Genomic DNA, 12,208 nt, shown 5'->3' on the forward strand with positions numbered 1-12,208 from the left:
CGGAAGCACGGGAAGAGATGTCGGCACCCAATAAGTCGTACGACCCTGTCGAGGTCGAGACCTTGAAACCGGAAGAGATCGAGCGCATGCGGGACGAGGCGCTCGCCGCCTTCGCCGCCGCGGACTCCCTCGACGCGCTCCACGAGGCCAAGGTCGCCCACACGGGCCCCGCCTCGCCGCTGGCCCTCGCCAACCGCGAGATCGGCGCCCTGCCCCCGCACGCCAAGGCCGACGCCGGCAAGCGCGTCGGCATGGCCCGCGGCGCCGTCAACAAGGCCCTCGCCGGCCGCCAGGCCGAACTGGAGGCCGAGCGCGACGCCCGCGTGCTGGTCGAGGAGGCCGTTGACGTCACCCTGCCGTACGACCGCGTACCGGCCGGCGCCCGGCACCCGCTCACCACGATGATGGAGCGGGTCGCGGACGTCTTCGTGTCCATGGGGTACGAGATCGCCGAGGGCCCCGAGGTCGAGGCGGAGTGGTTCAACTTCGACGCCCTGAACTTCACCCCGGACCACCCGGCCCGGCAGATGCAGGACACCTTCTTCGTCGACGGCCCGAAGGGCGAGAACGGCGACTCCGGTGTCATCCTGCGCACCCACACCTCGCCCGTGCAGGCTCGCACGCTGCTCGACCGCGAGCTGCCGGTCTACGTCGTCTGCCCCGGCCGCGTGTACCGCACGGACGAGCTGGACGCCACGCACACCCCGGTCTTCCACCAGATCGAGCTGCTGGCCGTCGACGAGGGCCTGACCATGGCCGACCTCAAGGGCACCCTGGACCACATGGTCCAGTCGCTCTTCGGCCCGGAGATGAAGACCCGGCTGCGCCCCAACTACTTCCCCTTCACCGAGCCGAGCGCCGAGATGGACATGCTCTGCTACGTGTGCAAGGGCGCCTCCGTCGGCAACCCAGACCGGCCCTGCCGCACCTGCTCCAGCGAGGGCTGGATCGAGCTGGGCGGCTGCGGCATGGTCAACCCGCGGGTGCTGGTCGCCTGCGGCGTCGACCCCGAGAAGTACAGCGGGTTCGCCTTCGGGTTCGGCATCGAACGGATGCTGATGTTCCGCCACAACGTCGAAGACATGCGAGACATGGTCGAGGGTGACGTCCGGTTCACCCGGCCGTTCGGGATGGAGATCTGATGCGGGTCCCGCTTTCTTGGCTGCGGGAGTACGTCGACCTGCCGGCGACTCAGACCGGGCGCGACGTCCAGGAGAAGCTCGTCTCGGTCGGCCTCGAGGTCGAGACCGTCGAGCAGCTCGGCGCCGACCTCAAGGGGCCGCTCGTCGTCGGCCAGGTGCTCACCATCGAGGAGCTGGAGGGCTTCAAGAAGCCGATCCGCTTCTGCACCGTCGACGTCGGCCGGGCCAACGGCACCGGGGAGCCGCAGGAGATCGTCTGCGGCGCCCGGAACTTCGCCGTCGGCGACAAGGTCGTCGTGGTCCTCCCGGGCGCCGTGCTGCCCGGCGGCTTCGCGATCGCCGCCCGCAAGACGTACGGCAAGACCTCCCACGGCATGATCTGCTCCACCGACGAGCTGGGCATGGGCGACTGGGGGTCCCCCCGGACGGAGTCTGGGGGAGGCACGCACGGCATCATCGTGCTGCCGCCGGAGCACGAGGTGGGCACCGACGCGATCGAGCTGCTCCAGCTCGTGGACGAGGTCCTCGACATCGCCGTCACGCCCGACCGGGGCTACTGCCTGTCGCTGCGCGGTGTCGCCCGTGAGACCGCCATCGCCTACGGCCTGCCGCTGCGCGACCCGGCCCTCCTCGACGTCCCGGCGCCGAACGCCTACGGCTACCCCGTCCAGGTCTCCGACCCGCACGGCTGCGACCGCTTCACCGCCCGCACCGTCTCCGGTCTCGACCCGGAGGCCCGCTCCCCGATCTGGCTCCAGCGCCGCCTGCAGAAGGCCGGCATGCGCCCGATCTCCCTCGCGGTCGACGTCACCAACTACGTGATGCTGGAGCTGGGCCAGCCCCTGCACGCGTACGACCGCTCGCGCGTCCAGGGCACCATCGGCGTGCGCCGCGCCGAGGCCGGCGAGAAGCTCACCACGCTCGACGGCGTGACCCGCACCCTCGACGCCGAGGACCTCGTCATCACCGACGACCGCGGCGCCATCGGCCTCGCCGGCGTCATGGGCGGCGCCAACACCGAGATCGACGACACCGAGGGCACCACCACCGAGGTCGTCGTGGAGGCCGCGCACTTCGACGCGATCTCCATCGCCCGCACCGCCCGCCGGCACAAGCTGGCCTCCGAGGCCTCCCGCCGCTTCGAGCGCGGCGTCGACCCGCAGGCTGCCGCCGCGGCCGCCCAGCGGACCGTCGACCTGCTCGTGCTCCTCGCCGGCGGCACCGCCGACGCGGGCGTCACCGAGGTCGTCGCGCCCGCCGCGCCGCGCACCATCACCATCCCGGCCGACCACCCGGACCGGGTCGCCGGTGTGACGTACGGTCGCGAGACCGTCGTACGCCGCCTGCAGGAGGTCGGTTGCGACGTCCTCGGGCAGGACGAGCTGACGGTCACCGTGCCGAGCTGGCGGCCCGACCTCACCGACCCGAACGACCTCGCCGAGGAGGTCATCCGGCTGGAGGGCTACGAGAACCTGCCCTCCACACTGCCCAAGCCCCCGGCGGGCCTGGGCCTGACCGACCGGCAGCGGCTGCACCGCCGGGTCGGCCGCGCGCTGGCCGGCGCCGGGTACGTCGAGGCGCTGAACTACCCGTTCCTCGGCGAGCAGGCCTTCGACCAGCTCACCCTCGCGGCCGACGACCCGGCGCGCCGCGTCGTCAAGCTCGTCAACCCGCTCTCCGACGAGGAGCCCGCCCTCCGTACGACGCTGCTGCCGGGCCTGCTCGGCGCGCTGCGCCGCAACGACGGACGCGGCTCGCACGACCTGGCCCTGTTCGAGACGGGCCTCGTCTTCCACCCCCGCGAGGAGCTGACGGCGGCCGTCCGCCTCCCCGTGGACCGGCGCCCCACCGACGAGGAGATCGCCTCCCTCACCCAGGCGCTGCCCGTCCAGCCCCGGCACGCCGCCGTCGTCCTCGCGGGCGCCCGCGAGCAGGCCGGCTGGTGGGGCAAGGGCCGTCCGGCCGACTGGGCCGACGCGGTCGAGGCGGCGCGGATCGTCGCGCGGGAGGCCGGCACCGAACTGGTCGTCCGCAAGGGCCAGTACGGGCCGTGGCACCCGGGCCGCTGCGCCGAGCTGGTCGTCGTCGTGGACGGCACCGAGCGGGTCGTCGGCCACGCCGGTGAGCTGCACCCCGGTGTGCTGAAGACGCTGGGTCTGCCCGCGCGTACCAGTGCGATGGAGCTGGACCTGGACGTCGTGGAGCGGGCGAGCGCCGGTCTGGTGAAGGGGCCGCACATCTCGACGTTCCCCGTCGCCACGCAGGATGTCGCGCTGGTCGTCGACCAGTTCGTCCCGCACGCGGACGTCGAGGCGGCGCTCCGCGAGGGGGCGGGCGCGCTGCTGGAGTCCATCCGGCTGTTCGACGTCTACGAGAACGCGGAGCAGTTGGGGGAGGGGCGGAAGTCGCTCGCCTACGCGTTGCGCTTCCGCGCGGGGGACCGGACGCTGACGGTCGACGAGGCGTCGGCTGCGCGTGACGCGGCGGTCGCCCTCGCCGGTGAGCGGACCGGCGCCGTCCTCCGAGGCTAACCGCCGCAGGAGTTCTGCGCGATGCCGGCTGCGGGTACGCCGTGGCCGGTCGCGCAGTTCCCCGCGCCCCTTGGGGGTGGTTCTGCGCGATGCCGGCTGCGGGTGCGTCGTGGCCGGTCGCGCCCGCGCGGCGGAGCCGCAAATCGATACAGCCCCGCGCCCCTGGGGGGCGGTCAGGCCCGCAGTGCCTCAAGGAGTTGCGGTTCAGCTTTGCGACTTGGCCGGGGCCGACTTCCTTAGGGGCGCGGGGAACTGCGCGACAAGCCACAGCGCACCCGCACTCGACAGCGCACCGGTACTCGGCACCGCACCCCCGGCCAAGCCGCCGTTCATGAGGGGGAGCCGGTGGCTTGGCCGGGGCAATCCAGTGAAGCGAGTCCGCACGCTCAGCGACAGCGCGCGTACGCTGCGGATAGGCGCACTCCGTTCACACCCCGTGTGAAAGCGCGGCCACTACGCTGACGCGCACCACGCACTCGGGGGGCCTGAATGCAGCCCAACACTCTGCTCGACGCGATCCTGGACGAGGCCGGCATCTCGCACGCCGGCCTCGCCGCCCACGTCAACCAGGCCGGACGCGCCCGCGGACTCGCGCTGAGGTACGAACACACCGCGGTGGCCCGGTGGTTGAAGGGCCAGCGCCCCCGCGGCCAGGTGCCCGACCTGATCTGCGAGGTGCTCGCGGCCCGCCTGCACCGCCCCGTCACCCTCGACGACATCGGCCTGGGCGTCCCCGGCGAACCCAGCGGCCCGCACGCCGGCTCCCTCTCCGGGTTCGTCGAGCGGGCCACCGCCCTGTGGCGCTCCGACGAGCAGCAGCGTCCCCATGTCCTCGGCGCCCCCGCGGTCACCGGCACACCCGCCGTGATGCCGGTGTGGGAGTGGGAGAACCCGCCGGAGGACGTGGACGTCTCCCGGGGCGGCCGGCACCGCGTCACCCCGGCCGACCTGGAGATGCTGCGCGCCGCCCGCACCCACTACGAGCAGATGTACCGGAAGGCCGGCGGCATCGCGACCCGCGCCCGGATCGTCGGCTTCCTCAACGCCGAGGCGGCCCCCCTGCTGCGCGGCAGCTACACCGACGCCACCGGCCGCCAACTGCACCGCGCCACGGGCGGGTTGGTGGCGATCGCCGGGATCTGCGCGTACGACTCCGACGCGCACGGCCTCGCCCAGCGCTACTTCCACCAGGCCCTGCGGCTGGCGAAGGCCAGCGGCGACCGGGGACTCGGCGCGTACGTGATCGCGCTGCTGGTCAACCAGGCCCTGTTCATGCGGGAGTACCGGCAGGCCGTCGCCTTCGCGGAGGCCGCGCTGCGCGCCGCCGGAAAGCACATCACGCCGGCGCTCGCCTCCGACCTGTACGCGATGCAGGCCAAGGCGTACGCCCACATCGGCGACGGCAGCGGCGCCCTGTCCTGCATCCGCCGCGCGGAGACCGCCGCCGAGCGCATCCGGCGCGGCTACGAGCCGGACGAGACCGGCTACGTCCAGCCGGGCCTGGTCAACGTCCAGGTGGCGGAGGCGCTGCTGAGCCTCGGTGAACTCGCCGCCGCGGGAGAGCACGCGGCGGCCGCCGTGGACAACCCGGCGCACGACCGCGGCCGGGTGCACCGGCTCGCCATGCTCAGCACGATCGAACTGCGCCAGGGGAACGCCGACCGGGCGGTGGCCACCGCCGTGCGGATGGCCGAGCAGGCGCGCGGTATGGAGTCCCAGCGCCTGCGCGACCGGCTGCGCGCGGTACGCGAACACTTGGTGCGCAACGGCTCCGCCGGGACCGCCGAGGCCGCCGAACTCATCGACGGGGCGCTGCGGGTGCCCCTGTAGACGCCCTGTAGGTGCGCCGCCGCTGCTGCGATATTGCCCCTTACTCAGCGGAAGGTGGCAGAACCGTGCAGTGGACGAAACAGAGCGAACGAACTGTGTATGAAAACCGCTGGTTCAGCGTCAACCTGGCGGATGTCGAGCTGCCGAACGGCAGACACCTCGACCACTTCCTGATCCGGCTGCGGCCCGTCGCCGTGGCGACCGTCGTCAACGAGGCCAACGAGGTGCTGCTCCTGTGGCGGCACCGCTTCATCACCGACAGCTGGGGCTGGGAGCTGGCCGCGGGGGTCGTGGAGGACGGCGAGGACGTCGCGGGCGCGGCCGCCAGGGAACTGGAGGAGGAGACCGGCTGGCGGCCGGGGCCCCTGCACCACCTCATGACCGTGGAGCCGTCCAACGGCCTCACCGACGCCCGGCACCACGTCTTCTGGTCCGAGGAGGGCGAGTACCGGGGCCACCCGGTGGACGACTTCGAGTCGGACCGCCGGGAATGGGTCCCGCTCAAGGTCGTACCCGATCTGATAGCCCGGGGGGAGGTCCCCGCCGCCAACATGGCGGCCGCCTTACTCCTGCTCCACCACCTGCGGCTCACCGACGGCCGCTGACCGGAGCGGGTTCGCAAAACGGGGGACGGGCCCGGCACCGCACGCGGCGCCGGGCCCGTCCGGCCGTGGGATCAGCGGTAGGTGTAGAAGCCGGAGCCCGTCTTGCGGCCCAGCCGGCCCGCCTCGACCATGCGCTGGAGCAGCGGGGGAGCGGCGTACAGCGGCTCCTTGTACTCGGCGTACATCGAGTTGGCGATGGAGACGATGGTGTCCAGGCCGATCAGGTCCGACAGCCGCAGCGGGCCCATCGGGTGGGCGCAGCCCAGCTCCATGCCGTTGTCGATGTCCTCCCGGCCGGCGATGCCCGACTCGAACATGCGGATCGCGGACAGCAGGTAGGGCACGAGCAGCGCGTTCACGATGAACCCGGAGCGGTCCTGGGCCCGGATGGTGTGCTTGCCGAGGATCTTCTCGGCGAACAGCTGGGCCCGGCTCAGCGTGCCCTCGGAGGTGGTGAGCGCGGGGACCAGCTCGACGAGCTTCTGCACGGGGGCCGGGTTGAAGAAGTGGATGCCGACCACGTGGTCGGGCCGCGAGGTGGCCACGGCCAGCTTCACCAGCGGGATCGAGGAGGTGTTGGAGGCCAGGATCGCGTCGGCCCGGGTCACCACCTGGTCGAGCACCTGGAAGATCTCGGTCTTGACCTGCTCGTTCTCCACGACGGCCTCGATCACCAGATCGCGGTCGGCGAACTCGCCGAGGTCGGTGGTGAAGCTCAGCCGGGCCTGGGTGGAGTCCCGCTCGGCCTCGCTGATCTTGCCGCGTTCGGCGGCCTTGGCCAGGGAGTTGAACAGCCGGGTGCGGCCGATCTCCAGGGCCTCGCCGGTGGTCTCGGCGACCTTCACGTCCAGGCCGGCGCGTGCGCACACCTCGGCGATGCCGGCGCCCATCTGGCCGCAGCCCACGACTCCGACGCGAGCGATGTCTCCCGCTGGGATGTCCGTCACATCGTCCCCTTCGCTGATCTGTCGGCTGTGTCAGGACGTCCGGGTCTCGGCGCCTGCTCCGACCGTGCACGTTACCGCGAAGTATCGATGATCGATCGGGCGGGTGGGGGCATGCTGATGCGCACGACGATTCGTGACGGAGCGGATCCGGAGTGTATGGGGGTGTGCAGATGGGGCGGATGTCACGGCGCGCGTTCACCTTGGCCGCGCTGTCCACGGTGGTGACGGCGTCCACGGTGGCGACGGCACCGAGCGCGGCGGCCGCACCCCGGTGGCCGCGGGCCCGGAGCGAGATGCGCGGTGTGTGGGTCGCCACGGTGTCCAACCGGGACTGGCCCTCCCGGCCGGGGCTGACGGCGGACGAGCAGCGGGCCGAGCTGATCGGCCACCTCGACCGGGCGGTCCGTGACCGGCTGAACACCGTGGTCTTCCAGGTGCGGCCCACCGCGGACGCGCTGTGGCCCTCGCCGTTCGAGCCGTGGTCGGAGTACCTGACCGGGACCCAGGGCGAGGACCCGGGCTGGGACCCGCTGGGCACGGCCGTGCGGGAGGCCCACGCGCGGGGGCTCGAACTGCACGCCTGGTTCAATCCGTACCGGATCGCCAACCACACCGACCTCACCCGGCTCGCCCCCTGGCACCCCGCGCGCCGGCACCCGGAGTGGGTGGTGCCGTACGGCGGGAAGCTCTACTACAACCCGGGGCTGCCCGAGGTCCGCGCGTTCGTGCGGGGCGCCATCCTGGACGCGGTCGTCACGTACCCGGTGGACGCCGTCCACTTCGACGACTACTTCTACCCGTACCCGGTCGCGGGCCAGACCTTCGACGACGACGACGCGTACGCCGCCTACGGCGGCGGCTTCCCCGACCGGGCCGCCTGGCGGCGCGACAACATCGACCGGCTGGTCCGCGAGATCGCGGCCGGCGTCAAGCTGATCCGGCCCCGCACCCGGTTCGGGATCAGCCCCTTCGGAGTGTGGCGCAACGCGAGCACCGACCCGCTCGGCTCCGACACCCGGGCGGGCGTGCAGACGTACGACGACCTGCACGCGGACACCCGCAGATGGGTGCGCGAGCGCTGGATCGACTACATCGCCCCGCAGGTGTACTGGAACATCGGCTTCGCCGCCGCCGACTACACCAAGCTCGTGGACTGGTGGGCGGACGTCGCCCGGGGCACGGGGACGCGGCTCTACATCGGCGAGGCGCTGTACAAGGCGGGCGCCGCCGGACAGCCCCCGGCCTGGCAGGACCCGGCCGAGCTGTCCCGGCACCTCACGTTCGCCGCCGCGTACCCCCAGGTGCGCGGGCACGTCTTCTTCGCCGCGACGGAGGTGGCGAAGGATCCCATCGGGGCGATGGCGCGGGTGGTCGCCGACCACTACGGGCAGCCGGCGGGACCACCGCGCTGATCACATCCGCCGTTGTGTCTCCTGGTGCCGGACCTCGCAGTCGGCGCCGGGGGACATGATCGCCTCATGGCCGTCGGAGAAGCGGACGCGGTAGGGCGGGTTGCCCTCCGAGCCCATCACTTCGACGACCTCCGAGACCTGGTCGTGCTGTCCGACCACCCTGCCGTGCTGGACGAGATGGTCGCCCACGGTTGCGCGCATCAGACCCTCCTCACGTTCACGACCGCTGCGTGACGGCGATGCACACGAGCACGGCTACGGCGGTCAGCGGAGCGGCCGCCGTGAGGTGCTCGCCCAGCAGCAGCGCCGACCACACCAGTGTGAGCAGCGGCTGGGCCAACTGCAACTGGCTCGCCCGCGGGATCCCGACGGCCGCCATGCCCCGGTACCAGACGACCAGGCCGAGGAACTGCGAGCCGACCGCGACCCACAGCAGGCCCGCGACCGCGTGCCCGGTCAGGTGCACGGGCTCGTGCGACAGGGCCAGCGCGGCCATCGGCCCGGTCAGCGGCAGGCAGAGCACCAGCGCCCAGCCGATGACCCGCCAGCCCGGTATCACCCGGGCCAGCCGGCCGCCCTCGGTGTAGCCGGCCGCGCACACCACCAGGGCCCCGAACAGGTAGGCGTCGGCCGCCGTGAGCGCGCCGCCGCTCTGCCCGACGGTGAACGCGAGCACGGCCGCCGCACCCGTCAGCGCCGCCAGCCAGAACCGCCGCGAGGGCCGGGTGCCCATGCGCAGTGCCGAGCACAGCGCGGTGGTCAGCGGCAGCAGACCCACCACGACGGCGGCGTGCGCGGTGGTGGAGGTCTCCAGCGCGAGCGTGCTCAGCAGGGGGAAGCCCAGCACCACGCCGGCCCCGACCACGGCGAGTCCCGGCAGATGACGCCGCTCGGGCAGCGGCACCCGCAGGGCCAGCAGACAGCCGCCCGCGACGAGGGCCGCGAGGACACTGCGCACCGCCACCAGTGACCAGGGGCCGAAGCCCTCAAGGCCCCAGGCGGTCGCGGGGAAGGTGAGGGAGAAGGCGACGACGCCGAGCGCGGCCTGCCCGACACCGAGGAGGCGGCGCTCCCCGGGGGCGGTGACCGCTATCGGACTTGCGGCAGTAGCGCTACTCTGTACTCTCATGCACGAGCGTAGCAGTGTGGGTGAACTGGCAGAACAGTTGCGGAGAGACCTCGACCGCTACTCACCCGGCGGAAAGCTCCCGTCGAGCCGGGTCCTGGTCGAGCGGTTCCGGGTCAGCCCGGTGACCGTGTCCCGGGCGCTGGCCCAACTCGCCGCGGAGGGGCTCGTCGTCACTAGGCCCGGCGCCGGCGCCTTCAAGGCCGGCCCGCGCGAGACGGCCGTACCCGCCGGGGACACCTCCTGGCAGGAGGTCGCACTCAGCGCCGACGGCGCCGGCGACCTCGTACCGCGCACCGTGGACGCCACCGGCGTCACCGTGTCCCTCGCCGCACCCCCGCCCGGAGTGCTGGAGTTCAACGGCGGCTACCCGCACCCCTCCCTGCAGCCCGAGCGGGCCATGGCCGCCGCCCTGGCCCGGGCCGGGCGGCGCCCGGGTGCCTGGGGACGGCCGCCGCTGGAGGGACTGCCCGAGCTGCGGGAGTGGTTCGCGCGCGGCATCGGCGGGTCCGTCACCGCCGCCGAGGTGCTGATCGCCGCCGGCGGCCAGTCCGCGCTGGCCACCGCCCTGCGCGCCCTCGCCCCGCCCGGCGCCCCCGTCCTCGTCGAATCACCCACCTACCCCGGCATGCTCGCCCTCGCCCGCGCCGCCGGACTGCGCCCGGTCCCCGTACCCGTCGACCCCGACGGCGTGCGACCCGCCCTGCTCGCCGACGCCTTCCGGGCCAGCGGCGCCCGGGTGTTCGTCTGCCAGCCCCTCTTCCAGAACCCGACCGGCGCCGTCCTCGCCCCCGAGCGGCGGGCCGAGGTGCTGCGCATCGCCCGCGCCTCCGGCGCGTTCGTCGTCGAGGACGACTTCGTACGGCGCCTCGTGCACGCCGACGCCGGACCCCTGCCCCGCCCGCTGGCCGCCGACGACCCGGACGGTGTCGTCGTCCACGTCGGCTCGCTGACCAAGGCGACCTCGCCGAGCTTCCGGGTCAGCGCGCTCGCCGCACGCGGACCGGTCCTGGAACGGCTGCGCGCCATCCAGGTCGTGGACAGCTTCTTCGTGCCCCGGCCGCTGCAGGAGGCCACCCTGGAACTCGTCGGCTCCCCGGCCTGGCCCCGGCATCTGCGCAACCTCTCCGCCGAGTTGAAGGCCCGCCGCGACGCCATGACGGGCGCGCTCGCCCTGAGGCTGCCCGAACTCGCCCTGCCGCACATCCCGTCCGGCGGCTACCACCTCTGGCTCCGCCTGCCCGACGGCACCGACGAGAGCGCCCTGACCGCCGCCGCCCTCCGCGCCGGCGTCGCCCTCACCCCCGGCCGCCCCTACTTCAGCGCCGAACCCCCGGCCGCCCACCTCCGCCTGAGCTTCGCCGCGGTCGCCGGCACCGGCGAGATCACCGAAGGGGTACGGCGGCTGCGCGCGGCCTGCGACGAGGTGCTCCAGGGCCGCGCCCTGGGCCCGGACTCCTTCGCGTGAGCGTCCGCACACCCCGGGTAACTCAGCGGTAACGCCCCTTGACCCGCCCGCACGGGCGGCACACCATCACCGCATGCAACTTCGGGTGACGTTCGTCGCCGCCGCGCGCAGCTCCCCGCTGCTCGCGGAGCGCTTCGAGGACGACCGGCCGCTGGACCAGGCCGGCTGGGACGAGGTGCAGCGGTTCGCCGGGGAGCTGCTGCCGCTCGCGGCGGCCGAGCTGCGCTACTGCTCGCCGACGCCGCGCAGCCGCGCCACCGGTGACGCGCTCGGCTACGCCCCGCTGGTGCAACTCGCCCTGCGGGACTGCGACATGGGCCGCTGGCGCGGGCTGACCCTGGGCGAGGCGATGGCCCGCGAGCCGGAGTCCGTGGACGCCTGGCTGGCCGATCCGCGCTCCACACCGCACGGCGGCGAGTCGCTGCTCGCGTTCATCTCCCGGGTGGGCGGCTGGCTGGACACCCGACCGGTGGAGGACGGCGGCCGGATCGTCGCCGTCGCCGAGCCGTCCGTGATCCGCGCCGCCCTCGTCTACGCCCTGAAGGCGCCGCCCGCCACGTACTGGAACATCGACGTCCGCCCGCTGTCGACGACCACGGTCAGCGGCTGCTCGGGCCGCTGGAACCTCCGGCTCGACGGGGTCGCCGCCCAGCGCTCACGCATATAGCCGGTGGTCAGCGCTCACGCATATAACCGGTGCTCAGCGGCTCACGCGTATAGCCGGTGGTCAGCACGAGGTCCTTCGCCGGGCCGCCGACCCGCCACACCGACCGCCAGTGGTCGGCGTCGAGGACCGTGAACTCGCCGCGGTAGCGGTCGGCCGCGCACGGGTGCTCGGCGGTCCACCGCCCGGACGTCAGGTCCAGCGGGTGGAAGGGCCGCCCGTCCGCGAACCGCACCTCGGCCGTGCCCGGCGTGGCGCCCGGCAGGAACCGCAGCGTGCGCGTCGCGGGCCGGGACACGCCCCGCCAGGTGAACGTGCCCGACTCCTCGTGCAGCAGCCCGCCGCCGTCGAGCGGACCGAAGACGGTGACCCCGTGGAAGCGGCCCTCGTCCCCGCCCGCCAGATCCAGTACGCTCCGCTCCACCCGCCAGCTGCCGCGCAGGTGGGCGAGGACGTCGGGCACCGGAAGCCACGCGGCCACCG

The 12,208-nt window shown here is 73.4% G+C and carries 11 protein-coding genes; 7 read left to right on the forward strand and 4 right to left on the reverse strand.

The annotated features are described in order from the left end of the window. Positions 1 to 17 precede the first annotated feature (17 nt). The 4 genes from pheS to DBP14_RS29100 all read left to right on the forward strand — a co-directional run bounded on the left by pheS (position 18) and on the right by DBP14_RS29100 (position 6,108). The gene (pheS, locus tag DBP14_RS29085; RefSeq protein WP_129310100.1) at positions 18 to 1,142 is read left to right on the forward strand and encodes a phenylalanine--tRNA ligase subunit alpha; all 1,125 of its coding nucleotides are present in this window, start codon (positions 18 to 20) and stop codon (positions 1,140 to 1,142) included. Further along, a complete protein-coding gene (gene pheT / locus DBP14_RS29090) occupies positions 1,142 to 3,673 on the forward strand; it encodes a phenylalanine--tRNA ligase subunit beta (RefSeq protein WP_129310102.1) in 2,532 nt (843 codons plus the stop codon). Before pheS ends, pheT begins: the two co-directional genes overlap by 1 nt. Before the next feature lie 489 nt (positions 3,674 to 4,162). Then, complete coding sequence (locus DBP14_RS29095; RefSeq protein WP_129310104.1) at positions 4,163 to 5,503, forward strand: transcriptional regulator; 1,341 nt, start codon at positions 4,163 to 4,165, stop codon at positions 5,501 to 5,503. Positions 5,504 to 5,568: 65 nt separating this feature from the next. Further along, positions 5,569 to 6,108, forward strand: coding sequence for an NUDIX hydrolase (locus DBP14_RS29100; protein ID WP_129310106.1), 540 nt, complete (start codon positions 5,569 to 5,571; stop codon positions 6,106 to 6,108). Between the two features lie 71 nt (positions 6,109 to 6,179). On the opposite strand, the gene DBP14_RS29105 is transcribed toward DBP14_RS29100, so the two are convergent. Continuing rightward, positions 6,180 to 7,055, reverse strand: coding sequence for a 3-hydroxybutyryl-CoA dehydrogenase (locus tag DBP14_RS29105; RefSeq protein WP_129310107.1), 876 nt, complete (start codon positions 7,053 to 7,055; stop codon positions 6,180 to 6,182). Between the two features lie 170 nt (positions 7,056 to 7,225). On the opposite strand from DBP14_RS29105, the gene DBP14_RS29110 reads away from it, so the two are divergent. Next, complete coding sequence (locus DBP14_RS29110; protein WP_206739375.1) at positions 7,226 to 8,467, forward strand: family 10 glycosylhydrolase; 1,242 nt, start codon at positions 7,226 to 7,228, stop codon at positions 8,465 to 8,467. Here the strand turns inward: DBP14_RS29110 and DBP14_RS29115 are convergent, their stop codons facing one another. Both DBP14_RS29115 and DBP14_RS29120 read right to left on the reverse strand, forming a co-directional pair. Next, the gene (locus DBP14_RS29115; protein ID WP_129310111.1) at positions 8,468 to 8,668 is read right to left on the reverse strand and encodes a DUF1918 domain-containing protein; all 201 of its coding nucleotides are present in this window, start codon (positions 8,666 to 8,668) and stop codon (positions 8,468 to 8,470) included. Positions 8,669 to 8,684: 16 nt separating this feature from the next. Beyond that, positions 8,685 to 9,596 carry a DMT family transporter gene (locus DBP14_RS29120; protein ID WP_129310113.1) on the reverse strand — a complete coding sequence of 304 codons (912 nt, stop codon included), beginning with the start codon at positions 9,594 to 9,596 and terminating at the stop codon, positions 8,685 to 8,687. Here DBP14_RS29120 and DBP14_RS29125 point away from each other — a divergent pair. Together DBP14_RS29125 and DBP14_RS29130 are read left to right on the forward strand one after the other, a co-directional pair. Then, complete coding sequence (locus DBP14_RS29125) at positions 9,595 to 11,061, forward strand: PLP-dependent aminotransferase family protein (protein ID WP_206739376.1); 1,467 nt, start codon at positions 9,595 to 9,597, stop codon at positions 11,059 to 11,061. The two genes, DBP14_RS29120 and DBP14_RS29125, sit on opposite strands and share 2 nt — an antisense overlap. 73 nt (positions 11,062 to 11,134) lie before the next feature. Next, complete coding sequence (locus DBP14_RS29130) at positions 11,135 to 11,728, forward strand: histidine phosphatase family protein (protein WP_129310114.1); 594 nt, start codon at positions 11,135 to 11,137, stop codon at positions 11,726 to 11,728. A 7-nt stretch (positions 11,729 to 11,735) separates the two neighbouring features. Here the strand turns inward: DBP14_RS29130 and DBP14_RS29135 are convergent, their stop codons facing one another. Next, the gene (locus tag DBP14_RS29135; RefSeq protein WP_129310116.1) at positions 11,736 to 12,206 is read right to left on the reverse strand and encodes a DUF6314 family protein; all 471 of its coding nucleotides are present in this window, start codon (positions 12,204 to 12,206) and stop codon (positions 11,736 to 11,738) included. Positions 12,207 to 12,208 lie beyond the last annotated feature (2 nt).

The organism is Streptomyces sp. L2 (genome assembly GCF_004124325.1).
In the GTDB taxonomy this organism is placed as follows: Bacteria; Actinomycetota; Actinomycetes; order Streptomycetales; family Streptomycetaceae; genus Streptomyces.